Here is a 25,655-nt window from a genome sequence, read left to right on the forward strand (position 1 = left end):
GAGGTCTCCTGCCATACGAACTAAAGCTGTGCCTAAAGCTGCCGACTATTTGCTGCGTTCAATCTCCTCGATCAACGCGGACAGTTCCGCCCAGCGATCAATTGCCGCTTCCAGCTCGGCTGACACCTGCTGTTCTTCCGCAAACAGCTTCTCCACCTTGGCGTAATCGCTGCCCGCTTCGGCAATGGCTTGTTTCAACGCTGCGCTCCGCTCCTCCAGCGCCGCGATCCGGGACTCGATCTGCTCCCATTCTTTCTGTTCCTTGTAGGAAAGTCGACGCGGACGGTTGGTTCCCCTGCCCGCTCCGCTTCCGTCACGGGAGTCGGCCGCCGCAGACTGCGCCTTGTCCGCGCGCCGTTTGGACAGGGCTTCCGCTTCCTGTTCCCGGCGTCGCGTGTCCAGGTACTCCGAGTAATTGCCCATGAAGTGGCGAATTTTCCCATCCCCTTCGAAGGCAAACAGGTGGTCAACGGTCCGATCAAGAAAGTAGCGGTCGTGAGACACCGTAATGACAGTGCCGGGGAAGTGTTCCAGATAGTCCTCCAGGATGCTCAGTGTCTGAATGTCCAGATCGTTTGTCGGCTCGTCCAGGAAAAGGACGTTCGGCTCGCCCATCAGCGTGCGCAGCAGGTAGAGCCGCCGTTTTTCCCCGCCCGACAGCCGGGAGATGGGGGTCCACTGCAGATGCGGCGGAAACAAAAACCGCTCCAGCATCTGGGATGCGGTGATCGTCTGGCCATCGCTGGTGCGAATCACTTCGGCCGCTTCCTTGACGTATTCGATCACGCGCATGCCTTCGTCCATCTCCACGTTCTCCTGCGTGTAGTAAGCCAGTTTGACCGTCTGCCCCACCACGATGGTGCCCGCGTCCGGCTGGATACGGCCCGCGAGCATGTTCAACAGGGTTGACTTGCCGCTGCCGTTGGAGCCGATGATGCCGACGCGGTCCCCGGGCTGGACGATGTAGCTGAAATCGTCAATCAGCTTGCGCTCCCCATACCCTTTACTGATGTGCTGGATCTCCATCACGGTTTTGCCCAATCGGCTGGCCCCAAGCGACATCTCGATCGTTTGCACCGGTCCATCCACTTTACGGTCGCGCAGTTCCTCCACGCGTTGGACGCGGGCCTTCTGTTTGGTCGTCCGCGCTTTTGCCCCTCGGCGCAGCCAGGCCAGCTCCCGCCTCAGCAGATTTTGCCGTTTGCTTTCCGCAGCTGCTTCGCGCTCTTCCCGTTCCGCTTTCTTTTCCAGGAAGACCGCGTAGTTGCCCTCATAGCTGTACAGCTTGCCGCGATCCAGCTCACAGATGCGGGTGGTGACGCGGTTTAGAAAATAGCGGTCGTGCGTGACGAACAAGAGCGCCCCTTTGTAGCGGGACAGGTAATCTTCCAGCCACTCCACCGTCTCATTGTCCAGGTGGTTGGTCGGCTCATCCAGGATGAGCAGGTCTGCCGGTTGAATCAGGGCGCGGGCCAGCGCCACCCGTTTGCGCTGCCCGCCGGACAGTTCGTGCACCTGTTGGGTAAAATTGTGGATGCCCAGCTTCGTCAAGATCGTTTTGGCCTGAGTGCTGGCCTCCCAGGCATCGGCCGCGTCCATCCTGCTCTGCAGCGAGTACAGCCGTGCCTGTTTTTTCTCGTCATGCGGGTCGGTCTGCAGGTCAGCCACGGCCTGCTCGTACTGGCGCAGCAACTGGATGAGCGGCGTGTCGCCGTAAAACACCTGTTCCAGCACGGTGGAGCGTTCCACGAAAACCGGATGCTGCGGCAAATACTCCACGCGAAAGGATTTGGCGTGAACGATCTGTCCGCTGTCTGCCGTCTCCTGTCCGGCCAGGATTTTCAACAGCGTGGATTTGCCCGTGCCGTTGACGCCGATCAGCCCGATCCGCTGTTGTTCGGCGATATGAAAGGATATGTCGTCAAACAGGACTTTCTCCCCATAGCTCTTGGAGAGATGTTCAACTGATAGGATATGCATTGTCGTCACCCAAATTTGTGAAAGATGGATCAACCCGTGCTCCGGAAGACAGATAGCAAAAAACCAGGGGACTTCTCCCCTGGCACCCGTTTTCTTCCGGTGGGGTTGGTTCTGCTAGACGTCACGAAGAGGAAACCTCGCCGTTTCATCGTAGCAAACCCCAGCTTCTTTCGTCAAAGGGGACGGCCTGTCGGGAGCAGTCAGCTGCACCGGACGATGGCGATATCTTAGAAACAGACCGCAGCCCCCCGCGCTCCAGGCTCCAGGAATTACTGCAGGGAAAACAGCAGTTTTCTGCCTTCCTTCGATACCCGAACGCGATCGGTATGCTTCAATGCCTTTTGCACAATTATGTATGGACTTGGCCATTCAACGCCCTTTTTCTGCTGCAGTTTGTCATACAACTCTGCAAGCGTCAGCGGTCCTGCCGCTTCCTCCAGAATCGCTTCAATATCCTTGGCGATTCCCGGATAATCGTGGTGCTGATACGCCTTTCTGGGTCTCCCTACGTGTTTGTCCAACACTTCTCGCGGCATCGCCTGCCAGCTCGCAAGGTCCTCTTCCTGCTCTTGTGTCTCGGCAGGAAGGCCGTACTGCTCGTCCAGCTCACGGATTCGGTGCAAAACCTGTTTGATCTCGCTCCCCAATTCTTTGTCACGATCAACGTACTCGCGTCTCAAGGATACCCGCAGTTCCAGCAATGACTGCAAGGTCATCTGTAACGCCTTCCGTTCATGAAACGCTGCTGACATATTTTCCTCCTCTGTTTTTGTTTGTTACCATGATAAACCATTTCCTGGAGGCCGAGGAGTAACTGCAGTCCTGAAAGAAAAGCGCGGATTGGAACGATAGTAGGAATCCAGGCGAGTGAACGCGCATTTGCGCAGGGGAAGTCGAGACAAAAGCCCTAGGGAGGCATGGACAGAAATGGTGCAGCGGAAAAAAGCGGTTGCGCGAAAACTCGCCGGGATACGTCGCTTAAACGCCGGCTGTCCCCCGCCCGCGTTTTGTTTGTCTAACCGGCTAGGCGCACATGACTGATTGCAGGATGGCCAGGTTGGTCCGTTCGTTCAACCGAAGCTGGTCGGCGTGCAGCCAGACGTCGACTGGCGTCACCGGCAGTTCGCCGCAGACGTCGATGCCGAGTACGTTTTTCTGCCGAACGAGCGCCTTGAGTGATGCGAGCAGTTCCCGCAGATGCATGTTTCCATGATCCCAGTTGGTTACGGCGAAGGCGCGATTCAGCACGTCCTTGTCGATACTGATGTACACATCTTCGGTCGCGATGGCGGAAAGCAGCTCCTGCGGATCGCCTGCGTTCGGGCGAAGTACAACTTTTCCCTGCGCATCGGACAGGCAGAGCGTTTGCTCCGCAGAAACGCCGACAATCAGCACGCGCCTGAGGTGAGGAAGACGTGCTGCCGCTTCGGCCACCCACGAACCGCACGTCAACACCCCGGCCATGTCGTCCGAACGCTTCGCATCAGTGTGATTGTCAAACAGGACGAGGCTGAACGGCCGATTGATTTCGCTCAGCAGAAGATAGGTGACATAGTGATAATTGCCGTTTCCGATAAACGTGATGCCGCGACCGGTCCGGGCCGACAACCTGCGGCTGATTTCTGTCAGCGCCCTTTCTGCGCAAAACAGGTTGGCTTCCGCAATGTCCGCCAGGTCGATCCATTCGTCGGCAACATCGGACAGCTTGTGCTGCCAGGGGTATGCATCGTCAAAGTTCAGCAACGTCACGTCATGATGAAGGAGTCCCATGATCATCAAATCCTTTCCTTGCGAAAACGAGATTGTGCTCAACGGTGTTCCTTTCATGAGGTGTCGGGTATGAACTTTGTTGATGGCTTTATTATACAACACAAACGCCAGGGAGGGAAAAACGGGAGGCAGATAAAAAAAGAGCCGACCACCATGCAAGTGATCGGAGGAGTAGTACGTGAATACGTTCATTATACAAATGAATGATGCCAATCTCCTTAGGGGAGTGATGGAAAGACAGGAAAAAAGCAGGGGACTGCTCTCCCCTGCCTTGTGTATGGTGCTGGTGAAGGGACTCGAACCCCCGACCTGCTGATTACGAATCAGCTGCACTACCACTGTGCTACACCAGCATTATGTTCTTTTGTGAGTCAGGTCGACCGACCAGTTTTTGTATCGATCGCGCTCACAGGTTTTATTCTAGTAAACATTCCACAAAAAATCAAGAGGAAAATGAAAAAAATCCTCCACTTTTTTCTGTCAGTATCCCGACAGCTCCGCTTCCACTGTTTTCAGCACCGTGCCGATCAATGCGTCGCCGATCACCAGGTCGGCCAGATCGTCCAAAGGGGTGGGCTCTCGGTTGATGATCACCAGTCTGGCCCCGGCTGCTTTTGCCTGCTGCGGAAACCAGTTGGCCGGGCTGACCACGAGCGACGATCCCAACACGAGAAACAGATCGGCTTGTTCCGTCCACTCCGATGCCTTCGCCAGCGCTGCTTGCGGCAGCGCTTCTCCAAACAGCACGACCGTCGGACGCAGAAAACCGCCACAGTCGCATACCGTCCCGTCCGGCTGCAGGTAACGCGCTGCCGGGTAGGTACGCTCGCACGCCAGACAGCACAGCGTGCCCAGGTTTCCGTGCAATTCAGCCACGTTCCGGCTGCCCGCCTGCTGATGGAAGCCGTCCACGTTTTGGGTGATGATTCCGCGAATCCGCCCGCGACGTTCCCATTCGGCCAAAATGGCGTGCCCCTCGTGCGGACGGCAGGCCAGAAGCCCTTCGATGCGCATCCGGTAAAAAGCTGCAAACCCCTCGCGATTGTGCCGCAGCGCCTGAGTGCTGGCCAGTTGGGTCGGGTCCTTGCCCTGCCATATTCCTGACTGCGCCGAACGAAAATCGGGCAGCCCGCTTTCCGTCGACATGCCCGCTCCCGTAAACACGACGGCCTGTCTGGCATCCCGGAGCCATTCCGCTAGCATCTTCATCTGCGTCTCTCCCCTTTTCACGCAAACGTCTCCTCCACATATTGTATAGGAAGAGCGTTGTGTTTGTATACGAGGGGGTGTCGGCATGGCCATTTATTTGGTGTCGGATATTCACGGTCACTATGAGGTGCTGCGGACAGCGTTGGATCGCGTCAGCTTTTCTCCGCAGCAGGGCGATCGCCTGTACGTCCTGGGGGACGTGGTGGACCGTGGACCGCAGTCGAGGGAGGCACTGCAGTACCTGCTGAATTTGAGACAAACCTATCCGGACCGAATCGTTCTCATCAAGGGCAATCACGAGCAGATGCTGCAGGATTGGTTGGAAGGAAAGGGGGACGCCAACCTTTACTTGCGGATCAACGGCGGTGACGCCACCATCCGCTCCTATCTCGGCCGACAGTCCCTGCGGCGCGCCTTCCTGGGCGGCCTTCCCGCTTTGAACGATCAGGAATCGGCACGCAGATACATTCTCTCCCGCTATTCCTATCTGCTGCCTTCGCTCGCCTCCCTGCCGCTGTACGTGGAAATGCCAGCCGATCCGGCATCCGGGGCTCCGGCCGCCCTCTTCGTTCACGCCGGCATCCGTCCCGGCATCCCGCTCGACCAGCAGCGGCCCGAAGACCTCCTCTGGATCCGCCAGCCGTTTTACCAGTCATACAGGGGAGAAACGGTGATCGTATTTGGCCACACGCCTGTTTCCATGCTCCCCGGCTATACCAGGAACGGGGTGTGGCGGCGCGGCAACCTGATCGGCATCGACGGCGGCGCGGCCTCATGGCAGGGCGGTATTTTGCTGGTGGAGTGGCCGTCGCTTCGCTACGTGTACGTACCGGTGCGTGAGGTGTATCCCTCGCCGCGCATCCATCTTCGCTAGCTGCCGCCGTATGATTTCGGCGGCTTTTTTGCGCGTGTCTTTGGAATTTTGATCCGCTGCACAGGGCAGCAACCGGGACAAGCCATCCCGCCGCCGACAACTGCCGGCGTCGCTTTTTTGGGCAATCAATGTCTTTCAAAAAAATTACTTTAAATAAGTTACTTCCCATTCGTAATGTGTGATAAGATGAGGACGAGGTGTTGATATGCGACGAGAACAAATAAAAGAATACGCGCTGTTCGGTTCATGGGTGGTATCACTCATCGCTACAGCTGGAAGCCTGTTTTTTTCGGAGGTGATGAAATACATTCCCTGTGAACTGTGCTGGTTCCAGCGGATTTTCATGTACCCGCTGGTCATTCTGTTGGGAGTCGCCGCCGTAAAAAAAGATTACCGCATGTCATCATACGCCTTGATCCTTTCTGTCATCGGCGGGTGCATCTCCCTGTACCACTATCTGATTCAAAAAGTGCCCGCTCTGAACGATCTGGGTAATGCTTGCGGCATCATTCCCTGCAACACGGACTATATCAACTGGTTTGGCTTTATCACCATACCTTTTCTCGCCCTGGTCGCCTTCATCATGATTGCTGTGCTGCAAATCTACATTCGCAGATACGAAAAGGAGTGCTAAGTCATGAAAAAGGTCATTGTTCTTTCAGTCATTGTGGCCGCCCTGTTGATCGCCGCAATTGTCTACTCCGACATCGCGAACAAAAAGGCAGCGGAAGGCAATCCCTTCGGCAAAGCCAACCTACATCCGGCCACGATCGAACAACTAAACGATCCGCTTTACGACAACCAGATTCTCCCGGATCAACTGAAAGCAAAGCTGGACGAAAAAGAGGAACTGTTCGTCTACTTTTACAGCCCCACCTGCGAGCACTGCCGGGCTACCACGCCCGTCCTGGTGCCGGTGGCCAAAGAGCTGAACGTGGACGTCAAAAAGCACAACCTGCTGGAATTCAGCGCCAGTTGGGACGCGTACGGCATCGAGTATACCCCTACCCTGGTCCACTACAAGGACGGCAAGGAAGTCTCCCGCCTCGTCGGCGGACAAACCGGCGAGCAGCTGAAATCCTGGTTCCAGGAGCAAACGAAATGACATGAGCCTCCCCCCGCGGGAGGTTTTTCCGTGTTGTTGGCCATAAAAATGGCAGTTGTGTGAACGATCCATCCATCTGTCCGGAAATAGCCCGTTCGAGCCATTAGGCTTTTCCCTGTTCTTGCCTATAATTGAGGGAGGTGGGTCATCCTCAATCGAGCCTCGTCTCTGAGTAAAAGCGATCATCCGACGGCGTCTGACAACCCGTCGGGAACAGGAAGAAAGAGGGGTCATTCAGCATGAAGCGATACATAGCCGCGTTGATCGGGGCACTGGCTCTGATGGCCGCTGGCTGCGGCGGCCAGGAAGAAGCCGTGCCGTCCGCCAGTCCGGTGGAGGTGGTGCTGGCGCTCACGCCGAAGGAACCGGTCGCCGGAGAAGCGATCACCTTTGCGGTCACGGTGACACAGGACGGCGCTCCCGTCAACGACGCCAGCAGCGTGGAGTTTGAACTGTGGAAAGACGGGCAGGAACAGCACGCAACGATCCCCGCGACGCTGGCAAAAGACGGCGTCTACACGGCGCAAACATCATTTGCCGAACCCGGCTCCTACTACGTGATGTACCACGTGACCGCGCGTGACTTCCACAACATGCAGAAGCATCCTTTTACGGTCAAGGCAGCCGGCAGCGACCAACCCACGTCTCAACCGGAGAACCATGACGGTCACGGCAACGGACAAGCCGTCAATCACGAGCACGGCGGTGAACACGGCGCGGACCACCAGCACACCAGTGGCATCAACTATCACTTTCAAGCAGCTGACACGCTCACAGCCAACGAAACGGCCGCTTTGACCGTCAGCCTGACAAAAGACAACCAGCCGCTTAGCAAAGCCGCGGTACGTTTTGAATACTGGCGCGCAGGCGAAGAACGCCATCAGTTTGTCGACGCCGCGGAAACGCAGCCGGGCGTATACAGCGCATCCGTCACCCTGCCCGCTTCCGGTGACTACACGGTCAACGTCCACGTGGAAAAAGACGAAACGATCCACGACCACAAGGAGTACACCCTCCACGTCCGATAATCGCAGCGAAAACCCTTGCAGGTGCAAGGGTTTTCGTGTTGCAGGCAAAGTCCTAAGTGTCACTGGAAAGCATGTTGTATTTTTCCTCAAATAAGGTAAAATGGAAGCAAGGTCCCATGCGTTTGAGCAGGGGGCCACATTCTTTTATTCGGAGGAGATTGCAGTATGAAGATGAGGCGAACGCCCTGGCGACTCACAACCTTTGCTGAACGGTGGTCCATTCCAATACGAATAGGAGATGATTACGGTGAACCATAGCACCCTCACCCCCCTGCACCGCCGACTGGTGGAGCAGCTTGTCTATTTTGACGAACAGCGCACTCCATTCCTGGATTTGCATTTTGCCGGAAAACCGGCCGAACGCCAAAAAGCCAGCCAGTGGCTGGATCTGTACGTATCGACAGTGGAATCCCTGCTGCAAGAGACAGCCGGGAACACAACGTCCGATCTGCCCAAAGTGGTGATCGGATCACAAGTAACGCTGCACTATGTTGAAGATGGATACGAGGAGCAGTTGACGATCTGCTTCCCGGAACAGACCGATCCGGATGCGGGACGCATCTCGTTCCTGTCGCCCCTCGGTCGACAGTTGCTGATGCAGGCCGTAGACGACACACTGCGCCTGGAAATGCCCATGGGCACGACAGAGGTGATCGTGCGCGCCGTCCGCTTCGTCGACTGGTAACGTGGAAAACAACGGCACTTCCGCCGTGTATATACAGTTCATAGACTGCGGCCATCGGCAAAGGATGGCCGCTTTTCTTTTCCGTGTGCATTCCGTGTCAACGGCCTGTTTTGATCTGCCCGCGGTTCGCCTTAATGAGCGACAGCAGGTACGCCTTCACGTCCACGATGCGGGCGGGCGGTGCGGGCAGCCTCCCTTTCCCCGCTGCGATGAAGGGAACCAGGGAGTCCTCGCGATGCAGTCCCCCGTGGTTGCCTCCGCCCGGATGGTTGGGCGATCCGTTGGCGTGAAATTCGGCACCTGGAACGGCCGTCACGACCAGGTACTTGCCGGGATGCGAATGCAGCGCGCCATGCAGGCGGCTCAAGCCATCAGGGTATGCCCGTGAATGGATGCGCCCGGTGACGCCATCGCGGGCCAGGCCCAGCACCGCCCAGTCCCCCTCGACGTCCCATGTGCGCCCGTACGGGTCCCGGTGCGTTCCGCCAAGCCGGAAGCGCAGACGGTTGCCGCTGCCGCCGCGTTGGACCTGTACCCACTCTCCTTCCTTCCAAGCGATCAGATCGATCCGCGGTTCGTTGCCCAAGGCGTTGAGCAACCCGGACAGCGTCGCTTGCGGCGACAAGGCGTATACATAACACATCCGGCCGTTGACGGCAATTGCGACATCGTCTTGGGTGTCTGCCTGCCTTCCCAACGGCAGGACGCGATACCCGGCTGCGGTCAACTTCTTGTCCAGCTCGATGACGGCAGCCGTCCTGTCCGCTGCCGTCGCTGCCACACCGCTGTCGCCGATGACGACAAACACATGGTGTTCCAGCGCCCGCCGCCAATCGCCGAACGCATTGAGGATGATCTGCAGCTGCCGGTCCAAGGTTTCTACGCCGGACGTATCATCGGGGCCGTTTTTGTGCAGCCGGCCGTCCATGTCGGGAAAATAGGCAACGGTCACATCCGGAAGCCGGCCCTCACCCACCAGGCTGACGAGGCTCTGCGCGGTGTAGGCATCGTTAAAGCCGAACGCCTGCAGCGGCCCCTCCGGCAGTGGCTGACGCGTTACACTGGACAGCGTCCCGAAGCCGAGCAGATGCGGCCCCCTGACGGAAATCTTCTGTGTGTTCAGGACGAGCTTGGCCAGATTGGCCGGCAGGATCAGTTCGTGCGGAACGTTGCCCCGATAGATCAGACCGTTGATGGAGGCGGAGGTGAGTCCCGCCTGATCCAGCTCTTCATGCAGCGTCTCAACCCGCTTGGAGAGATGCTGCTGATTCAGGTTGTACAAGCTGTCCGTCAGCAGTTGCCGGGGACCGTACTGCCACACGACACGCGAGCCGTCGCCGTAGTTGACGATCCGCTTTTCCGCGGAATGATACCAGAGCAGTCCGGGAATTCCGTGCCCGTCGGCATAGGTTCCGGTCAACAGCGAACTGTCGACGGTGAGTGACATGGTGGGAAAGGAACTGATGACATCCCGCTTGTAGACGCCGTTTTCGATGAGAAACCGGAGCGCCGGTAGCTTGTTGGCGGCGAGCAGCCGGTCGATTGACGAGGACAGCAGGGAATCGACCAGCAGGACGATGACCTTTGGGCGATCGCCAGTCGCTTGGAGACGGGCTGTCCGGGGCTGGGGCGTCTCGTCCGCATGCGGACCGCCGCAGGAGACAATTGAGAGGGACATCAGGGCAGTGACAAGCAGTGCGACACATGTTTTTCGCAACACCATTGATCCTCCATACCGAACGTGAAATAGTCTTGTCGATATGGTTACATTTCCCGCACACCCGCATGATTATCCCCGCAAGGCACCCATCCGACTGAGGTAATGTAACATCGTTCCACACCAAGCTCCACCGATGCGGCGGCATCTGCTTCTGCTATGAGCCTGCTTTGTCAGACTGGCTGTTAAACCTGTTCAGCAGTTTGTTTCGGCGACTCGTCCGGACGATCCCGGCGGATTTCCGCGGCGCGGACGGCTCGTGCCAGCTCGCCCACTCTTCCATTAAAAAACCGGTCCGGATAAACGGTCCGTACTCCGTCCAGCAGCGACTGCTGTGAAACCGGGAAACCCATTGCTGAAGCTCGACAATGGTCATGCTCCTCTTCCTTCCTTTTTCTGCAATCGCTGGTATACTATACGGTGGTGAAAAGAGAGTCAATCAGAGAGACAGGAGGGAGAAATCATGAACAATGTATGTGTCTACGCCGGCTCCAATCCGGGCGTCGATGCAGTGTACGCCGAGACGGCCCGAAAACTTGGCCAAGAGATTGCCCGGCGGAGACTGGGGTTGGTCTACGGCGGCTCCAACATGGGGCTGATGGGCTGCACCGCAAATGCCGTGCTGGAATCTGGAGGCACAGCGATCGGAGTGATGCCGCGCGGATTGTTTCGCGGCGAAATGGCCCACACGGGATTGAGCCAGTTCTACGAAGTGGCTGACATGCACGAGCGGAAAGCGAAAATGGCGGAGCTGTCGGATGCCTTTATCGCCCTCCCCGGCGGCTACGGTACGTGGGAAGAACTGTTTGAAGCCGTCAGTTGGTGCCAGTTGGGCATCCACCAAAAACCGGTGGGCATTCTCAACGTCAACGGGTACTACACGCCGCTCCTGCAGATGATTGGGAACGCCGTAAGCGCCGGGTTCATGCCCTCCTCCCACGCCGACCTGCTCGTCAGCGACAGCGACCCGGCCCGCCTGCTGGACAAACTGGCCGCCTATCAACGGCCGGAACTGTCGAACAAGTGGGGGCAAAAAGACGAATAGGCAAATGAAAGAATAAAAGGAGTCGAGCCATTTTCACGATTCGGACATGGCTCGACTCACGCTCTTGTTCATATGTGGAAGGTATGGTGGAAGTCCTTAAAGTACACAAACGGTCATCAACGTTGATTGCTTTCCATGTAATTCAAGTAGTATGACAATGCCTCAGCCGTTCCGATCGGATAGACAATCACATCAGGCTGGATGTGGGGACTGCTTGCGATCAGGCGAGCCCCTTCGTCCACAAGCGTTTGCAGGGTGGCTCTGCGGAAAACCCCTTTCTTTACCTGCTCTTTCTTCATGGCAATGACCCCGGATACTTCATCTGTTTTCAAGTGTGTGAGTGACGATCTCAATGTTGCCTGATAGATGACCAGGTAATAGATCTCCCCTTCCCTGGGACTACCGCTCGGATGTATCATTTCATAAATGGCCAGCGGTTTGCATTCATCTGTCATGGTAATGGCCCGGATTTCCTTGTCTTTGGAGATGTACACCGGATTTACGGGTGAACACTGTATGTGCACCTCCGCTCCGATTTCTTCCATCGCTTCTCTTTTTCCGCACGACAGCAAATCTTCTCCTGGTTCCAGATGACCGCCAATTCCAGCGTAAAATAATTCATTTGAAGTGAACTTGTGTCTTGTTCCAGCTAGAAAGAACACATAGTCTTCCTGTTCATCCAGCAGCGCAAGTCCAACGCCAATCTCCGCATGATTGGGCACGTAACGGAATACATCACTCATACGAACCTCTCCCTGCATGATTTTCATAAACAAGCCATCCAATTCCATTCTATCGTCTCCGGCATCCTGGCAAATGCGACGCGAACACATAAACCAACGAAATCCTTCTCAACCGGCACTTTCAGAATTTCGTGATTTTACCGATACATGAGGTGTAGGGAAGGAGGCGCGCGGCACCTGAACCAAAGTCCTCGTTCCCGTGAACACCCTGCCTCAGTGGCAAGCTGCGAAAAGGAGACTGGTACAGATGAAGGCGGTAAAAAACATCACCTTTTATTTTTCCGGAGGCGAATCCGTTACCATCCGGTCGAGCGAACCGGAAGAGATCGTCCAGATGATTGCCAACCTCAGCGACGGGTGGCTTCAATACGATGACATCGTGATCAACGTGCAAAACATTTCCTATCTGCGCATTACCGACGCCCAATGATCGGCATGCACCTTTTCCAGCCCCGGCGACGCGTTCCGGGGCGTCACTTTGGCTTAAAGGCTTCAGATCACCCCCTGGCCGATCACGGTTCCCCCAGCCGTTCCGTTCGCGCCGTCCTTTTTCCCGTACAGGCACGCATGGGCAGCCGCCCACATATGGATAGGAGTAAGCATCCAGACGTGGAGGTGGCAGACGTGTCCAGCATCTTAGCGGCGCTTTCCCTGTTGTTCAAGGAACTCATGCTGTTTGTGGCCTACGTCAAGAACAACGCGTTTCCCCAGCCACTGCCCGATACAGAAGAGGAAAAATACCTGAAGCTGATGGCAGAAGGGGACCCGTACGCGCGCAACAAACTGATCGAGCACAATCTGCGGCTTGTGGCCCACATTGTCAACACGTTGTAAACACGATCCTCGGAAACGAGCATTAGGTCGCCAGCCGGCTGCTTCAACCGTTTGCAATCTGCTCCTGTATTCGGTATATGCGTACATATTCCTCCCTGGTCAGCGAAAAGGTCGAGGGCGGCGGCGTTATCACGTGAATGCTGCTTTTTTTTGCTCCCGGCATCTTGATGAATTCGGCCCCTGCGGCAGCATTCATCCGCAGCTGCTTCAGGCTCTCCCACCGGATTTCCTCAGCTGTCTTGTCTGCGTTGTTCTCCCTCTCTCCCCTTTCCCCTCTCCACGGTTGAGTCACATTCATTCGAATGATCAGTTCCTTTGTTACACGCTTGTCCCAGAAATCTCTTTATTGACTCAAGTGTCTTAAGTGATATAATACACTCAGAACGATTGCTTAGAGTAGCTGCAGCCGTTTCGACCGGAAAGGGGGGAGACGTTTGAATGAATTTCGGTACGGTCCGATTCGGTTTGTGCTGGACTACAGCCAGCCTTTATATGAGCAAGTGCTGGAACAGTTCCGCAATTCCATTGCAAGGGGAGAAATCGCTTTGGGAGAAAAAATACCTTCCGTTCGGGAACTGGCGCAGGCGCTGAAAATCAACCCGAATACAGTGTTGCGCGCTTACCAGGAACTGGAGCGTGACGGGTTGACGGAGACGCGGCGGGGACAGGGAACGTTTATAACAAACAATGCGAATCGGGTCGCGGAAGTTCGCCAAATGTTGGCGGAGCAGGCAACGACGGATTTTTTGAACAAAATGAAAAGTCTCGGACTGACAAAGGATGAAATACTGCGTTTGTTGCACGAGAAGGAGGACGATGGGCTTGACAGCTAACGCGATTGTCTTCGACAGGTTGACGAAGTACTACGGCAAACGCCGCGGGCTGAACGAACTGACTCTTGCGATTCCTGAAGGAAGCATCACGGCGATTCTTGGGCCGAACGGGGCCGGGAAGTCGACAATGATGCGCATCATCGCGGGAATGACGGTTCCCGATCAGGGGACAGTGAACGTGTTTGGCCGGCAGCCCGGGTGGGAGCGTAACCATTTGATCGCCTACCTGCCCGACCGGGCGCGATGGTACGGCGGCCACACGGTGGCAGACGCCTTGGAGTGGGGAGAACGGCTGCTTCCGGGATTCAACCGGGATCGCGCCCACCAACTGGTGAGTGATTTCAAACTGGACGTGGAACTGGAAGTCGAAGGCATGTCCAGAGGCCAGGAGGCTCGGCTGATGCTCGTGCTGTGTCTGGCTCGCGACGTGCCGCTGCTTGTGCTGGACGAACCGTTCTCGGGCATCGACATGATCTCGCGGGAGCAGATCGTGCTGTCCCTGATCGATGCCTTCAGCGAACGGAAGCAGACAGTGCTGATCAGCACGCACGAAATCGGAGAAACGGAAAGTCTGTTCGACTATGCGGTGTTCATTCAGGACGGTCGGGCCGTATTGTGCGGCGAAGTGGAGGAGCTTCGGGCGCAGCGGGGCTCGATACGGGACATTTATCGCCAACTGTTCGGTGATTAAGGGGGACGGATATATGAGCGAAAACACGTTTCGTTATTTGCTTCGGCACGAATTCCGCCTGGAATTGCGAAAGTTTTTCCAGAAGAAATGGATGGCGAAGTATGGCGGAGTCATCGTCCTGCTGTTGGCGGCGGCATTGACTGTCTGGAAAGAACGGGGAGGTTTTCGGACGGAGTATTTGTTGTATTTGGCCTATATGCTTCCTTACCTGACCTTCATGATTTCGTTCCGGGTGCTGCTGCGGGAGTGGAAAAACGGGACTGTCGGCTGGTGGATTACGCTGCCCTATTCCCGCTCCACACTGCTGCTGGCCAAATTTGGCGCCGCATTCCTGCACATGCTGCTCGTCTACGTGCTGTTTTTCGGAAGCCTGACGCTTCTTGTCCTTTACAACGCAGCGGTTCACGGGCTTGGAACCGCGCCGCTGCACAACTTGTTCGCTGGTGAAGCAGTCTTCGCGACCGTTCTGTTGGGCTTGGCCCCGTTCATGCTGGCGCTTGGCCTGCTGACGGCGGCAGTCGCCCATTCACGCTGGGTAGTGTTGACGCCGCTTCTGTGGATCCTGTTCGGTCTGTCAGCCAACACGCTGACATGGGTGGCCGGAAACGTGCTCTCCAAGCAACCGGATGCTTGGGTGTCAGCAGTTTTGCCCGGATGGATCTACCCGGCGATTCCGCTCGTCTGGGCGTTGGCAGGGCTGACTTTAACGGGTGCAATTCGCATCGTTTCCCGACATTTACGATTTTAAGGAGGAATTCCTTTGAAACCTGCAATTGAAATACACGGTCTCGGTAAATCATACGGCAGCAAAATGGCGCTCAAAGACATTTCGTTCACCGTCCGGGAAGGAAGCTGCTTCGGTCTCCTCGGTCCAAACGGCGCCGGCAAATCGACGACGATGAAAATTTTGGCTGGTCTGCTCGAATTCGACGCGGGAGGTGTGAAGGTGCTCGGCGAAGACATTCGCCGTTCCGGCGACCGGATCAAGGCAAAGCTCGGATATGTGCCGCAATCGATTACGTTGTACGAGAAGTTGAACTCGCTGGACAACCTGACCTATTTCGGGGAAATGTACGGGGTTCGGGGCGGCGAACTGAAGAAACGGATTCGTGAGGTTCTGGAGCAAGTCGGCCTGGCAGACCGGGCAAAAGATCCGATCGCTTCCTTCTCCGGCGGGATGAAACGCCGGATCAACATCGCCGCCGCACTGCTGCACAAACCGAAGCTGATCATTATGGACGAACCGACCGTAGGCATCGACCCGCAATCACGGAACCACATTTTTGAAATGATTCGCTCTTTGAAGCGGGAGGGCGTAACGGTGCTGTACTCCACTCACTATATGGAAGAAGTTGAAGCATTGTGCGATCGCTTGGCCATCATCGACCACGGCAGCGTCATCGCCCAAGGTGAATTGAACGAGGTGCTCGACCGATTTGGATCACAGGCCGTCTACCTGGAACTGGCGGAAGGCGAACGGCCGCCGGCGCTTCCGGGCTTCGACGAACCGGCGGCGCAAGGGCGCGGCTGGCTGCTGGAAACGGCGGCGCCGCTCGATGCGCTCGCCTGCTGGGCTTCCGCATGCAAAGAGCGATCGCTCAACGTCAAACGGCTGGAAGTCGTCCGTCCATCGTTGGAGACCGTGTTTCTGGCGTTGACCGGAACGACGCTGCGCGATTCCTGAGTGGAACCTGAAAGGAGATCTTACAATGTGGAATGTAGCACGCAAAGAATGGAAGCTGCTGCTTAAAGAGAAAGGGTTGTTTTTCTGGCTGATCGTACTGCCGATTGCCTTTATCGTATTGTTTGGCACCATCTTCAACGGCGCCGGCAATACGTCCCTCAAGATATCCTACATTGACCTTGATCAGACAACCGCCTCCAGGGCGTTCATTCAGGCAATCGAAGACGCCGGCGGCTACAAGATGGTTGAGGCGGTCGAGAGCGAGATGGCGGACAAAATTCAACAAATCCGCGACGGCAAGGAAACGGTGCTGCTCGTCATTCCAAGAAAATTCGGGCAAGGGATCGAGTCCCAAGAAGGAAAGCAGACATCGGTAACGGTCTATCGCGACGCCGCGGCCAAAGCTGCTGCCGGCCCCCTGCTCGCCATTCTTGAAAACCTGGCGAACGGTTATCGGGACAACAAGGTGAAAGCCGCTCTCCAGGCGACGGGGCGGTCCAAGTCGTGGCAGGAGCAGGTCATGGCCGCGCCGTTCCGCATCGACGACAGACCGGAAAACGCTTTGACCAACAGCAGTATTTCGCAATATGTACCCGGCTATACCGTCATGTTCGTCTTCTTCGTCATCATTTCGATGATTCGGCGGTTTATGAGCGACAAGGAATCGGGCATGATCGCGCGTATGCGCAGCACGACGATCAAGCCGATCAGCTACCTGGCGGGCATGTGGCTGGCCTATCTCGCGGTGGCGCTGATCCAATGCACGGTGCTGCTGTTGTTCGGACACTGGGTTTACGGCTTGCAGCTCGGCGACATCACTGCAATCGCCTTGCTGGTGTTCGCGCTTGCGCTGTGCGGAACGGGGCTTGGCCTCGCACTGTCAATGCTGGTCAGGAGCGAAAACCAGGGAATGGCACTCACGCAGTTGTTGACGATGGGCGGGGCTGTGCTCGGCGGTCTCTGGTTCCCGATCGACCTTATGCCGTCCACGATGCGCGCGATCGGTCATTTCACGCCGCAATTCTGGGCGCAGAAGGCGTTCCAGGACATCATCGTTCGCGGCATGCACACCGCAGACATATGGCAATCGCTGCTCGTACTGGCGGCTGTCGCGTTGGCGGGACTTGCGGTAGCGCTGCTGCGATTTAAAGCTTTCCTGAAAACGGCGCTCGGATAATCGGTGCCTTGAAAAAACCGGTGACAACTCGCGAAAAACGAGTGTTACCGGTTTTTTATACCATGAGCGGAGCCAGTCCAATAACGTTGCCCACCTGCCGTTCACCTCTGCCACACTGGCATGTCGTTTGCGCTCTTCTCGAAAAAACCGGCAGCAAACTTCATCCACCAGGCGGATCAGATACGCTTCCGTGATCTTCTCCTGGCGGATGAGATTCTCAACGCGCAGCTTTTTTCCGGCTATCACAACACAGGCACAGGTTTGTGACATTCCGTCCGATAACGCCATCCGCGGCAACTCCGCTCCCCTGACCTATTGAGGAAAGAGCAATGCACCTTTGTCGAAAACATCGATCGGTTGTGTTAGGACAATCGACCGGCGGAATAAGGTGTATTGAGGTGAGGAGCATGGGACGAATGTCGACCATCAAAATCGTATATGTGCCGCAGCCTTTTGCGGTTCCCCCCCCTCGAGCGCCTTATCCGCCAACGAGGCCAAATACGCAGTTATCGACTATATCTTAAAACGATTGATTTTTAAAACCGACTGAATAAGCCGGTTTTTTTGTTGCTTCGGGTGTCATTGGTTGTATTAGCAAAAATTGAAGGGAGCCTGTTTCATTATGTACACCGCAATCTACTCAAGGGTTTCAACGGGCATGCAGGCGTCTGAGGGAACCAGTCTTGATGCGCAAGTTGAGATTTGCATTCGAAAAGCGAGAGACATGGGGCTTTCAGAAAATATGCTGAAGGTATATCGTGAAGAAGGTTTTACGGGCGAGGACATCGACCGACCGGCGATGAATGACTTAAGGCAGGATGTCGCGCAGGGAATCATCAATCGATTGATTGTTACACATCCCGACCGATTGACCAGAGATTTGACCGATAAATTAATCCTCTGCCGAGAATTGGAGAGAAGCGATGTTGAGATCATCTTCGTGGATACGGAGTACCGAAACACTCCGGAGGGACAGCTCTTTTTCAATCTCATGAGCTCCATTGCCCAGTACGAGTTGTCGTTGATTAAAAAACGGACGGTGCGCGGCCGACTCAAAGCGGTGGAGAAAGAGAAAAAAATTATGCCGATGCGGACGGCTCCGTACGGTTATGACCTGAGCGGGCATACGTTGGTGATCAATGAGGAGGAAGCAGAATTTGTCCGCAAAATGTATCACTGGTATGTCTATGATCATTATACGCTGCGGGAGATCGGGGAACGTCTGTATTCGCTCGGAGCCGTGCCGAAACGCGGTGAAAGCCGGAACTGGAGTGCCAGTTCCATTCGGCGCGTGTTAACGTCGGAAGTGTATATCGGCAGGTTTTATTACAATCGGCGGGAAACACGCAAAATCCGCGGAGAAAAAACGAAGAACGGGAACCCCAAAAAAACGGTTACGTTCCGCGATGAAAATGACTGGATTCTGGTCGAGGTTCCTCCCATCATTGACCCGCAGGTTTTCGCCCTGGCGCAGTCGCGGAGAGAGAAAAACAAAAAGAAATCGGGAAACGTCAAATATGATTACTTGTTAAAATCCATGATCCGTTGCGGACATTGCGGCCGGATGTGGCAGGCAACGACGTATAGCGGGCGAACTCATAAAGAGACAGGGGAAAAGATCCGTTACACGTGTTATCGTTGTCCAAACAAAACTCCAAAGCGGTATGGCGAAGGCGTCGAAAAGTGTCCAACCCGAACGCTGCGCGCCGATATGCTCGACGATTTCGTATGGCGGTTAGTCCTGGAAACGCTGTCCAATCCCGCTGATTACATCGAACGGTTGCAAAACCGATCGACAGAGCTTCATATGGAGCTGCAGTCTGCTGCGGAGAATATCAAACGGCAAATCGAGCAGAAAGAAAAGGAAAAAGAAAAGATTAAACTCATGTTCAAGCGAGAAGTCATCGACGAACAAGAGATGCTCAACGAAATGCGGCACATCAACGCCGGGTTAACGTCGCTAAAGCAAGAACTCTCCGGCTATGAAAAGCAACTGTCCGAAGTGTTGGAAAGAAAGCTTTCCGCCACCCAAGCGGCTCAGCTGACGCAAACGATTCGAACGTTTGTAGAGAGCGGCGGCGATCAACTCAGCTTTGCGGATAAGCGCCATATCGTGGAAACGTTGGTTGATGAGATCCTGATCCGCTTTGATGGCGACGAAGTGCAAGTCACGGCCGTCGGCGCCCTTGACGAGTTGAAGCGGCAGCAGTTCCTTTCATCTGGAAATGGCATCGAATTGTGTTCACATCCTCAAAAAGTTTGAAAACACCGGCGAAGACAGCGAAGACCTGATTTCCATCGGGACGATCGGACTGATCAAAGCCATCGAGAGCTACCAGGTAGAAAAAGGGACCAAACTGGCGACGTATGCCGCCCGCTGCATTGAAAATGATCTCCTACTGTCAATCGGGATGCATCTGAATCAGAAGGTGTAGACGGCGATGTGATCCTGAAAGACCTTGACCTCGCGTACGACATGGCGAATCAGTTCCCGTTTATCTTCAAACGTAAGCTCCTCAGGCGCCTTGGACAAGTAGTAGTTGGCCGCTTCCCAAAGGACATTCCGGTTCTCCCCCGTTTCCTCCATGCGTTTCACCCGCTCCTGCCATTCTGCAAGCTGCTGCACCAATCGCTCTTCTTTGTTCTTCAGCTCTTGCAGTTCCTGGCGAAGCTCCTCTTCTCCCAGTGCATCTTCCCCTGACGCAAACAGCTTCAGCAACCGCTTGCGGCCGACTCTGGTTTTGTTCAACTCTTTCGTCAGCCGGTCCATTTCAGCTTGCTCAAACGAGGGTTCGTCGCGCTGCTCAACGGCTGCCGCCATTTCCTCCGGCTGATTCAGCCAGGTTCGGATGGTTTCCCACACTTCCCGGTCCAGCTCGTCGCACTTCACGCGCCGCCCGCAGCCGCGGTGTTTGGCTCCCGCCGTGTTTTTGATGTCCGTGTACTCGTAGACGTCCCTCCCCCAATGCTTTGTCTTTCGCCCGGTCATCGTATTGCCGCAGTCGCCGCAGCGGACCAACCCGCTTAACAAATAGGAATGAAGCCGTCTGCCGGCCCATCGCCTCCGTGCTTCCTTCAGCATTTTTTGTGCCAGCGCAAAGGTGGATTCATCGACAATCGCAGGGCACGGGAGTAAAATCCACTCTTCTTTTGGCCGCTGTCTCATCCGGACTTTCTCCTCGGGCGAACGAAACCTGTTTCCCAGCATCCCCTCCGTATTCCAGCGATTTTGATAAAATTTCCCGATGTACGCTTCGTTCATCAGAATCTGCCGAACCACTTGCCGGTGCCACACTTTCGCTCCCCGTTTTGTCGGCACTCCCTTGTCCGTCAGGTACTTTGCAATTCCATTGATGCCCTGCACCAGGCCGTTGGGCTGTGTGAAAAGATCAAAGATGAGCCGGATCACCACGGCCTCGTCCTCTTTCACCACCAATTGCTCGGTGGCGGGATCATAGCCGTATCCGTAGATTTTAAAATCCCGCAGCACTCGACCTTGCCGCGCCTTTTCCCTCCGTCCCCGGCTCATCCGCTCATTGATCTTGGCTTTTTCAAATTCCGCGATGGCCCCGCGCATGCTGTAAAACAGCTGCCCTTCCGGCGTTTTGGCGTACTCTCCATTGACAAACACCAGCTCAACCCCGCGTTTGTCAAATTCATCCGTGATGATCAGCTGGTTCATCAGCTTGCGCGAAAGCCGGTCCGGGTCCAGGCAGATTACTTTTGTAATCAAGCCTTCTTTTACATCATGCCGCAGTTTGGTGAGGGCAGGCCGGTCGAGAAACTCACCCGATACGTCATCGACGTATTCGACCACCTCGCAGGTCCCCGCTTTCTTCCGGCACTCCCTGATTTGGTCGTTGAGGCTGAATCCGCTTTTCGCTTGTTCCTCCGTACTCACCCTGGCGTAAATCCCGACCATTCAGCTTCTCCCTCCTGTATTTTCCTGACAAGTACTGATAACAGGCGGATCGGAGACTGTGAGCAGAATCTCCAGGTATGAGCTGTACACGCACCGCACATCCCTCCCTGTCAGAAGGTATGCGGCTTGGGCTTGTCAAAAGTAGCGGATTGGCAAACAAAGCGAAATTGGACTGCCAGCCCTCGTCCATTTTCAAAATGTACATGTTGATTTTCTCATTTACGAAATACTATCATAATAGTAACAATTTTGAAATGAATGTTCTGAAATACGGAACACCACTCTGCGGCGGTCTGTGCATGACCAAATCTTCACCCGTAGTCGTTGGGGTCCATCTTTTGATTGGCTGGGGAGGATCAAGGGGCTCATGGTACAACACAAGAACAAGACACTTGTCAAATCGATGGAAGTGCTGAATCTGTTTCTCCAACACGCGAAACTAAGCCTCAATGAGATGGTAGAACTGTCGGGCATGCCCAAAACGTCCATTCACCGCATGACAGGGTCGCTGGAAGAGATGGGATTCTTACAGAAAAACGAAGACGGCAGCTACTCGCTGGGGTTGACATTCCTGCAGTTCGGCCAATTGGTGGCCGAGCGATTGGATATCCGCCAAATCGCGTTGCCATTGATGAAAACCTTGCGGGATCAGGTGGACGAGGCTGTCAATCTGATCGTTCGCGACGGGGACCAGGCCATGTATATTGAGAAGTTGGACACACTGCATCCGGTCCGGCTTTATACGAAAATTGGCAGAAGATCCCCACTCTACGCGGGAGCCTGTTCCCGCATCATCCTCGCCTTTCTGGACGAACAGGAACGTGAACAGTATATAAACGCGACCACGCTGGTTCCATACGCTTCCGGAACCATTACGGACAAGCAGCGGCTCCGGGACGTACTCGCCGAAGCGCGGAAAAACGGCTATACCGTCAGCTATTCGGAACTGGAGGAAAACACCGCGGCGGTGGCGGCGCCCATTTTTGACCATCTCGGCCGCATCTGTGCCGGATTAAGCATTGCCGGTCCGGATGTTCGATTCGGCGACGAGCGGCTGCCTGAATTAATCCAGGTGCTTAAGGAGACTGTCAGACGGATTTCGTACGAGCTCGGCTGGCGAGAGAATGTGACGTTGAGGAGATAAGCACAACACAGACACACCAGTCACGGATTGCACGCCAACAAGCGGCACCCGCCGCTGCCACATACGACGGTCCGCATACGTTTGACAGTAAACTCGAGATTCTGATGCATCTGCGCAGTTTGAAAAAAACCAAAAAGGACGTGTCGCTGCACGACCCCATCGGAACCGACAAGGAAGGGAATGAAATCACCCTGATCGACGTGCTGGGCACGGAGATTGACGAGGTCGTGGACACCGTGCAGCTCAAGCTGGAGTCAAACAAGATCTACCAGCACATCCACATCCTCGATGAGAGGGAAAAAGAAGTGATCATTGGCCGGTTCGGTCTGGACCAGGACAAAGAGAAGACACAGCGGGAAATCGCCCGCGAGCTGGGCATTTCCCGTTCGTACGTGTCGCGGATCGAGAAGCGGGCATTGATGAAGTTGTTTAATGAGTTTTATCGGACGAAGCAGACGCAGGGCAGGTAGGAGAAAAAGGATGTGATTGACAGAAAATCAATCACATCCTTTTTCTGCATTGTAGCAGGTTTCCCGGCTGGCGCCGCAGGATTGGCGCAAGCGGTTCTTGCAGGGGCTGCAACTGTGACTACGCTAGCGGGTATCACTGGAGATGCGTATGCAACCTACTCTCGTCTGCAAGCGAGTGCAGAAGTTGCTGCCAACCTTGCCTCAGCCCAGAAAGTGATGAATTACAAAAATTGGACGAACCCGATGTTTATTTTAGTAAGTGTATATTCAATAATGAGAATAGAGACATTAGTCTGTAATGGACAATGGCTTTTTCGCCTATGGATCGAGGTGCGAAAATGAATAAGAAAATCTTTTTGCAAATCACTTACTTAATCTTGTTTGTCGCGATGCTGATCGAGACGCTTTATTTGGATGTTCCTCCTGCCGTGCGGGGCTTTCTTGGCATAGGGACTCTTTGTAATTTGGTTTGTTTTTATATGATTACAAAACATACTCAATAATGCCTGTATGACTATCGATACCAAATTACCAGCCATGGCTTGAAGAAGTTCTACATAGAGTTTGGAGAGCGGCTTGCCTTTGAACCTCTCTAACGAAAGGCTGCCTGAATACAGGCAGCCTCCGTTTGTTGACAGCGTCTGTGCGGCTCTGATTAAAAATCGTAGTTGCCGGCGTTTTCCTTGGTGAAGTCGCTTGGCGGTCCCATGATGACGGTTTTGCCGTCTTCCTTCACTTCGATCTTGCCGACGTTCGCCACCTCCTGGCCGTCGGTCGGCTTCTTGCCTTCCGCCAGGTCTTTGGCCAGGGTGACGGTCAAATAGCCCAGTTTCACCGGGTCCCACAGCGTCGCCGTATCGAGCGATCCGTCTTCCAGGAACGGTTTCGAGTCCTTGGGCAGCGCCACGCCTACGAGCGACACCTTGTCCTGCAGGCCTTTTTCCTGGATCGCCTGAGCTGCACCGAGCGGCGCCACCGTGGAGTAGGCCAGGATGCCGTTCAGGTCGGGGTTGGCCTTCAGCAGGTCAAGCGTCTTTTGGTACGCCACCTGCTGTTTCTCGTCCGTGCCGATCTTGTCCCCGATGATCTGCAGGTTGGGGTACTTCTCGGCAATCTGCTTTTTCGACCAGTCGATCCAGGTGTTCAGGTTTTGCGCCGACAAGCCGCCCGTCACGATCGCCACTTTACCGCGGTCGGTGCCCATCGCCTGGACAAGCAGGTCAACCATGTGGCGTCCGTACACTTCGTCGTCGATTTGATGGACGGACAGTTCAACCACCGAAGGATCGGCCGGCGTGTCCCAGTCCATCACCTTGATGCCTTGATCCTTCGCCTTTTTCAGCACCGGCGTCAGTGCGGCGGCGTCGTTCGGCGCGACGGCGATCACATCTACCTTTTTGGCGATCAGGTCCTCGATCACCTTCACCTGCTGCGCGGCGTCCGGTTGGGTCGGGCCGGTGTAGATCAGCTCAACGCCCAGTGCGTCTGCTGCCTGCTTTGCCCCTTTTTCCGACGCGTTGAAGTACGGGATACCGACCAGTTTGGGAACGACGGCGATTGTCAGCTTGCCGTCGCTTTTCCCCCTGCCGCGCCATCAGCAGGAGCGGCCGTATTTTTCTGTACGGCACAGCCCGTCATCAAGCCCAGTGTCAGCAAAACGGAGACGGAAACAGACAGCATTTTGTTCATCTTTTTCATCAAAACTCCCCCTGTGTCTCTTGATCAGAGATTTTGTATTGGACAAAAGGTGAAAGAAGCGGATGACTTTATAGGTTCGGCAGCATCCCTCCCTTCACGCGGTCTGACTTTGCTTGCGCTTTGCTGAGACATAGTTGATCAGCAGGACGCCAATCAGGATGGTGCCCATCAGGATGTCGATGACCATGCTGGAGACGCCCAGCAGATTCAGCCCGTTGGAGATGATCTGGAAAATCCCCACGGCCAGCACGACTCCGATCACTTTGCCGTACCCGCCGGAAATGCTGGTGCCGCCCAGGACTGCGACAGCGATGCTTTGCAGCAGGTACGAGCTGCCGATGTCCACCTTGGCAGAATTGTAGCGGCTGGTCATGATGATGGCCGCCACCGCGGTCATTAATGCGGCAAACAGGTAGACCAACAGGACGACCCGGGTCGTGTTAATCCCGGAAAACAGCGTCGCCGTCGGGTTGTTGCCGAACATGTAGACGCTGCGGCCCCACGCTGTCTTGTTCAGCAGAATGGACAGGATCACGGCAATCACCGCAAAGATCAGGATCGGAATCGGAACGACTCCCAAGAGGCCGTTGCCGATCAGTGAGTAGCTCTCCGGAAAGCCGGAAATGCTGTTGCCTTTTGTCAGCAGCAGGACAATCCCCTCAAACAAAGTCATCGTGCCCAGCGTGACCAGAATAGGGGAAACGCCGACGACGGCGATGAAAAATCCGTTGAGAAGCCCCCCGGCCAGCGCAGTGGCGAAGCCGGCCAGGATGGAAACCGGCACGGAATACCCGTTGGTCAGCAGCATTGCCACGATCACGCCAGCCAGCGCCGCCAGGAAGGTGATCGACAAATCGATCCCCGCCGTCAGCAGCACGACCATCATTCCCAGCGACAATATGCCCAGTTCGGGGAGTTGAAACAGCATGTTGATCAGGTTGTACGTGTCAAAAAATCCCGGGACAAACAGCGTCATCAACAGAAACAGTCCCGCAAACACGTAGCCGAGAATCCATTCTTTCGAGAGAAAATTCATGTCCTCACCC

Annotated in this window: 28 protein-coding genes, 1 tRNA gene and 3 pseudogenes; 19 read left to right on the forward strand and 13 right to left on the reverse strand. The window is 55.3% G+C overall.

Translation table 11 applies throughout. The features are described from left to right. Positions 1-45 precede the first annotated feature (45 nt). The 3 genes from Q7F15_RS13240 to Q7F15_RS13250 form a co-directional block, all read right to left on the reverse strand. Positions 46-1,980, reverse strand: coding sequence for an ABC-F family ATP-binding cassette domain-containing protein (locus Q7F15_RS13240; RefSeq protein WP_304414456.1), 1,935 nt, complete (start codon positions 1,978-1,980; stop codon positions 46-48). A 269-nt stretch (positions 1,981-2,249) separates the two neighbouring features. After that, positions 2,250-2,732 (reverse strand): hypothetical protein, encoded by a 483-nt coding sequence (locus Q7F15_RS13245; protein ID WP_171565377.1) that lies wholly within the window; start codon positions 2,730-2,732, stop codon positions 2,250-2,252. 271 nt (positions 2,733-3,003) lie between these two features. After that, positions 3,004-3,756, reverse strand: coding sequence for an arginase family protein (locus tag Q7F15_RS13250; protein WP_326838917.1), 753 nt, complete (start codon positions 3,754-3,756; stop codon positions 3,004-3,006). A 63-nt stretch (positions 3,757-3,819) separates the two neighbouring features. On the opposite strand from Q7F15_RS13250, the gene Q7F15_RS13255 reads away from it, so the two are divergent. Further along, on the forward strand, positions 3,820-3,957 hold the full coding sequence (locus Q7F15_RS13255) for a hypothetical protein (RefSeq protein WP_171565378.1): 138 nt from the start codon (positions 3,820-3,822) through the stop codon (positions 3,955-3,957). A 71-nt stretch (positions 3,958-4,028) separates the two neighbouring features. Here Q7F15_RS13255 and Q7F15_RS13260 read toward each other — a convergent pair. Together Q7F15_RS13260 and Q7F15_RS13265 are read right to left on the reverse strand one after the other, a co-directional pair. Beyond that, positions 4,029-4,103 (reverse strand) — tRNA-Thr (locus tag Q7F15_RS13260). A gap of 127 nt (positions 4,104-4,230) precedes the next feature. After that, complete coding sequence (locus tag Q7F15_RS13265) at positions 4,231-4,959, reverse strand: NAD-dependent deacylase (RefSeq protein WP_230076747.1); 729 nt, start codon at positions 4,957-4,959, stop codon at positions 4,231-4,233. A gap of 85 nt (positions 4,960-5,044) precedes the next feature. Here Q7F15_RS13265 and Q7F15_RS13270 point away from each other — a divergent pair, with 85 nt between their 5' ends. From Q7F15_RS13270 to Q7F15_RS13290, 5 genes are all read left to right on the forward strand, one after another. After that, positions 5,045-5,833, forward strand: a complete 789-nt coding sequence (locus Q7F15_RS13270; RefSeq protein ID WP_212132419.1) for a metallophosphoesterase family protein — start codon at positions 5,045-5,047, stop codon at positions 5,831-5,833. Positions 5,834-6,038: 205 nt separating this feature from the next. Beyond that, complete coding sequence (locus Q7F15_RS13275; RefSeq protein ID WP_171565380.1) at positions 6,039-6,467, forward strand: disulfide oxidoreductase; 429 nt, start codon at positions 6,039-6,041, stop codon at positions 6,465-6,467. A 3-nt stretch (positions 6,468-6,470) separates the two neighbouring features. Continuing rightward, positions 6,471-6,938 (forward strand): thioredoxin family protein, encoded by a 468-nt coding sequence (locus tag Q7F15_RS13280; protein ID WP_171565381.1) that lies wholly within the window; start codon positions 6,471-6,473, stop codon positions 6,936-6,938. A gap of 239 nt (positions 6,939-7,177) precedes the next feature. Beyond that, positions 7,178-7,966: a FixH family protein gene (locus Q7F15_RS13285; protein WP_212132420.1), complete on the forward strand. Its 789-nt coding sequence runs from the start codon at positions 7,178-7,180 to the stop codon at positions 7,964-7,966. Between the two features lie 247 nt (positions 7,967-8,213). Beyond that, on the forward strand, positions 8,214-8,651 hold the full coding sequence (locus tag Q7F15_RS13290) for a GreA/GreB family elongation factor (protein ID WP_171565383.1): 438 nt from the start codon (positions 8,214-8,216) through the stop codon (positions 8,649-8,651). 97 nt (positions 8,652-8,748) lie between these two features. Here Q7F15_RS13290 and Q7F15_RS13295 read toward each other — a convergent pair whose 3' ends face one another. Further along, entirely contained in the window at positions 8,749-10,371 is a 1,623-nt protein-coding gene (locus tag Q7F15_RS13295) for an alkaline phosphatase family protein (RefSeq protein WP_212132421.1), read from the reverse strand. Positions 10,372-10,559: 188 nt separating this feature from the next. Beyond that, positions 10,560-10,744, reverse strand: a pseudogene (locus Q7F15_RS13300) (MazG nucleotide pyrophosphohydrolase domain-containing protein); the annotation flags it as partial. 87 nt (positions 10,745-10,831) lie between these two features. On the opposite strand from Q7F15_RS13300, the gene Q7F15_RS13305 reads away from it, so the two are divergent. Then, positions 10,832-11,413 (forward strand): LOG family protein, encoded by a 582-nt coding sequence (locus Q7F15_RS13305; RefSeq protein WP_212132422.1) that lies wholly within the window; start codon positions 10,832-10,834, stop codon positions 11,411-11,413. 116 nt (positions 11,414-11,529) lie between these two features. On the opposite strand, the gene Q7F15_RS13310 is transcribed toward Q7F15_RS13305, so the two are convergent. After that, on the reverse strand, positions 11,530-12,204 hold the full coding sequence (locus tag Q7F15_RS13310; RefSeq protein WP_212132423.1) for an NUDIX hydrolase: 675 nt from the start codon (positions 12,202-12,204) through the stop codon (positions 11,530-11,532). Positions 12,205-12,403: 199 nt separating this feature from the next. Here Q7F15_RS13310 and Q7F15_RS13315 point away from each other — a divergent pair, with 199 nt between their 5' ends. Continuing rightward, complete coding sequence (locus Q7F15_RS13315) at positions 12,404-12,586, forward strand: hypothetical protein (protein ID WP_171565387.1); 183 nt, start codon at positions 12,404-12,406, stop codon at positions 12,584-12,586. Positions 12,587-12,780: 194 nt separating this feature from the next. Then, positions 12,781-12,990: a hypothetical protein gene (locus Q7F15_RS13320; RefSeq protein WP_230076744.1), complete on the forward strand. Its 210-nt coding sequence runs from the start codon at positions 12,781-12,783 to the stop codon at positions 12,988-12,990. A 43-nt stretch (positions 12,991-13,033) separates the two neighbouring features. Here the strand turns inward: Q7F15_RS13320 and Q7F15_RS13325 are convergent, their stop codons facing one another. Continuing rightward, a complete protein-coding gene (locus tag Q7F15_RS13325; protein ID WP_304414457.1) occupies positions 13,034-13,288 on the reverse strand; it encodes a hypothetical protein in 255 nt (84 codons plus the stop codon). 136 nt (positions 13,289-13,424) lie between these two features. On the opposite strand from Q7F15_RS13325, the gene Q7F15_RS13330 reads away from it, so the two are divergent. The 7 genes and pseudogenes from Q7F15_RS13330 to Q7F15_RS13360 all read left to right on the forward strand — a co-directional run. Further along, on the forward strand, positions 13,425-13,823 hold the full coding sequence (locus Q7F15_RS13330) for a GntR family transcriptional regulator (protein ID WP_171565388.1): 399 nt from the start codon (positions 13,425-13,427) through the stop codon (positions 13,821-13,823). Continuing rightward, complete coding sequence (locus Q7F15_RS13335; RefSeq protein ID WP_249178962.1) at positions 13,813-14,514, forward strand: ABC transporter ATP-binding protein; 702 nt, start codon at positions 13,813-13,815, stop codon at positions 14,512-14,514. The genes Q7F15_RS13330 and Q7F15_RS13335 overlap by 11 nt, the downstream gene beginning before the upstream one ends. A 13-nt stretch (positions 14,515-14,527) precedes the next feature. Further along, entirely contained in the window at positions 14,528-15,262 is a 735-nt protein-coding gene (locus Q7F15_RS13340) for an ABC transporter permease subunit (protein ID WP_171565390.1), read from the forward strand. 12 nt (positions 15,263-15,274) lie between these two features. Beyond that, complete coding sequence (locus Q7F15_RS13345; RefSeq protein WP_171565391.1) at positions 15,275-16,198, forward strand: ABC transporter ATP-binding protein; 924 nt, start codon at positions 15,275-15,277, stop codon at positions 16,196-16,198. 25 nt (positions 16,199-16,223) lie between these two features. After that, positions 16,224-17,375 (forward strand): ABC transporter permease, encoded by a 1,152-nt coding sequence (locus Q7F15_RS13350; protein WP_304414458.1) that lies wholly within the window; start codon positions 16,224-16,226, stop codon positions 17,373-17,375. A 622-nt stretch (positions 17,376-17,997) separates the two neighbouring features. Next, complete coding sequence (locus tag Q7F15_RS13355) at positions 17,998-19,638, forward strand: recombinase family protein (RefSeq protein ID WP_212132425.1); 1,641 nt, start codon at positions 17,998-18,000, stop codon at positions 19,636-19,638. Beyond that, positions 19,619-19,783, forward strand: a pseudogene (locus Q7F15_RS13360) (sigma factor); the annotation flags it as partial. The gene Q7F15_RS13355 and the pseudogene Q7F15_RS13360, both read left to right, overlap by 20 nt. Positions 19,784-19,797: 14 nt before the next feature. Here Q7F15_RS13360 and Q7F15_RS13365 read toward each other — a convergent pair. Then, the gene (locus tag Q7F15_RS13365; protein ID WP_171565395.1) at positions 19,798-21,297 is read right to left on the reverse strand and encodes a recombinase family protein; all 1,500 of its coding nucleotides are present in this window, start codon (positions 21,295-21,297) and stop codon (positions 19,798-19,800) included. Between the two features lie 367 nt (positions 21,298-21,664). On the opposite strand from Q7F15_RS13365, the gene Q7F15_RS13370 reads away from it, so the two are divergent. The 3 genes and pseudogenes from Q7F15_RS13370 to Q7F15_RS13380 all read left to right on the forward strand — a co-directional run bounded on the left by Q7F15_RS13370 (position 21,665) and on the right by Q7F15_RS13380 (position 23,253). Continuing rightward, positions 21,665-22,441, forward strand: coding sequence for an IclR family transcriptional regulator (locus Q7F15_RS13370; protein WP_171565396.1), 777 nt, complete (start codon positions 21,665-21,667; stop codon positions 22,439-22,441). A gap of 95 nt (positions 22,442-22,536) precedes the next feature. Continuing rightward, positions 22,537-22,911: pseudogene (locus Q7F15_RS13375) on the forward strand (sigma-70 family RNA polymerase sigma factor); the annotation flags it as partial. Between the two features lie 12 nt (positions 22,912-22,923). After that, on the forward strand, positions 22,924-23,253 hold the full coding sequence (locus tag Q7F15_RS13380; protein WP_171565397.1) for an adenine nucleotide alpha hydrolase family protein: 330 nt from the start codon (positions 22,924-22,926) through the stop codon (positions 23,251-23,253). Between the two features lie 313 nt (positions 23,254-23,566). On the opposite strand, the gene Q7F15_RS13385 is transcribed toward Q7F15_RS13380, so the two are convergent. From Q7F15_RS13385 to Q7F15_RS13395, 3 genes are all read right to left on the reverse strand, one after another. Then, positions 23,567-24,475, reverse strand: coding sequence for an autoinducer 2 ABC transporter substrate-binding protein (locus Q7F15_RS13385; protein ID WP_368509263.1), 909 nt, complete (start codon positions 24,473-24,475; stop codon positions 23,567-23,569). Continuing rightward, positions 24,472-24,609 (reverse strand): hypothetical protein, encoded by a 138-nt coding sequence (locus Q7F15_RS13390; protein ID WP_304414459.1) that lies wholly within the window; start codon positions 24,607-24,609, stop codon positions 24,472-24,474. Before Q7F15_RS13390 ends, Q7F15_RS13385 begins: the two co-directional genes overlap by 4 nt. Positions 24,610-24,703: 94 nt before the next feature. Further along, the gene (locus tag Q7F15_RS13395) at positions 24,704-25,645 is read right to left on the reverse strand and encodes an ABC transporter permease (protein WP_171565399.1); all 942 of its coding nucleotides are present in this window, start codon (positions 25,643-25,645) and stop codon (positions 24,704-24,706) included. Positions 25,646-25,655 lie beyond the last annotated feature (10 nt).

The sequence above is a fragment of the Brevibacillus aydinogluensis genome, from assembly GCF_961514395.1.
Lineage (GTDB): Bacteria > Bacillota > Bacilli > Brevibacillales > Brevibacillaceae > Brevibacillus > Brevibacillus aydinogluensis.

What these genes read in the sequence shown, in the direction of transcription:
- Q7F15_RS13355 (WP_212132425.1), top strand. Translation starts at nt 17,998, where the DNA reads ATGTACACCGCAATCTACTCAAGGGTTTCAACGGGCATGCAGGCGTCT.
- Q7F15_RS13270 (WP_212132419.1), top strand. Translation starts at nt 5,045, where the DNA reads ATGGCCATTTATTTGGTGTCGGATATTCACGGTCACTATGAGGTGCTG.
- Q7F15_RS13310 (WP_212132423.1), bottom strand. Translation starts at nt 12,204, where the DNA reads ATGGAATTGGATGGCTTGTTTATGAAAATCATGCAGGGAGAGGTTCGT.
- Q7F15_RS13390 (WP_304414459.1), bottom strand. Translation starts at nt 24,609, where the DNA reads ATGAAAAAGATGAACAAAATGCTGTCTGTTTCCGTCTCCGTTTTGCTG.
- Q7F15_RS13240 (WP_304414456.1), bottom strand. Translation starts at nt 1,980, where the DNA reads ATGCATATCCTATCAGTTGAACATCTCTCCAAGAGCTATGGGGAGAAA.
- Q7F15_RS13245 (WP_171565377.1), bottom strand. Translation starts at nt 2,732, where the DNA reads ATGTCAGCAGCGTTTCATGAACGGAAGGCGTTACAGATGACCTTGCAG.
- Q7F15_RS13395 (WP_171565399.1), bottom strand. Translation starts at nt 25,645, where the DNA reads ATGAATTTTCTCTCGAAAGAATGGATTCTCGGCTACGTGTTTGCGGGA.
- Q7F15_RS13305 (WP_212132422.1), top strand. Translation starts at nt 10,832, where the DNA reads ATGAACAATGTATGTGTCTACGCCGGCTCCAATCCGGGCGTCGATGCA.
- Q7F15_RS13265 (WP_230076747.1), bottom strand. Translation starts at nt 4,959, where the DNA reads ATGAAGATGCTAGCGGAATGGCTCCGGGATGCCAGACAGGCCGTCGTG.
- Q7F15_RS13255 (WP_171565378.1), top strand. Translation starts at nt 3,820, where the DNA reads ATGAACTTTGTTGATGGCTTTATTATACAACACAAACGCCAGGGAGGG.
- Q7F15_RS13285 (WP_212132420.1), top strand. Translation starts at nt 7,178, where the DNA reads ATGAAGCGATACATAGCCGCGTTGATCGGGGCACTGGCTCTGATGGCC.
- Q7F15_RS13365 (WP_171565395.1), bottom strand. Translation starts at nt 21,297, where the DNA reads ATGGTCGGGATTTACGCCAGGGTGAGTACGGAGGAACAAGCGAAAAGC.
- Q7F15_RS13370 (WP_171565396.1), top strand. Translation starts at nt 21,665, where the DNA reads ATGGTACAACACAAGAACAAGACACTTGTCAAATCGATGGAAGTGCTG.
- Q7F15_RS13325 (WP_304414457.1), bottom strand. Translation starts at nt 13,288, where the DNA reads ATGAATGTGACTCAACCGTGGAGAGGGGAAAGGGGAGAGAGGGAGAAC.
- Q7F15_RS13350 (WP_304414458.1), top strand. Translation starts at nt 16,224, where the DNA reads ATGTGGAATGTAGCACGCAAAGAATGGAAGCTGCTGCTTAAAGAGAAA.
- Q7F15_RS13340 (WP_171565390.1), top strand. Translation starts at nt 14,528, where the DNA reads ATGAGCGAAAACACGTTTCGTTATTTGCTTCGGCACGAATTCCGCCTG.
- Q7F15_RS13250 (WP_326838917.1), bottom strand. Translation starts at nt 3,756, where the DNA reads ATGATCATGGGACTCCTTCATCATGACGTGACGTTGCTGAACTTTGAC.
- Q7F15_RS13315 (WP_171565387.1), top strand. Translation starts at nt 12,404, where the DNA reads ATGAAGGCGGTAAAAAACATCACCTTTTATTTTTCCGGAGGCGAATCC.
- Q7F15_RS13280 (WP_171565381.1), top strand. Translation starts at nt 6,471, where the DNA reads ATGAAAAAGGTCATTGTTCTTTCAGTCATTGTGGCCGCCCTGTTGATC.
- Q7F15_RS13275 (WP_171565380.1), top strand. Translation starts at nt 6,039, where the DNA reads ATGCGACGAGAACAAATAAAAGAATACGCGCTGTTCGGTTCATGGGTG.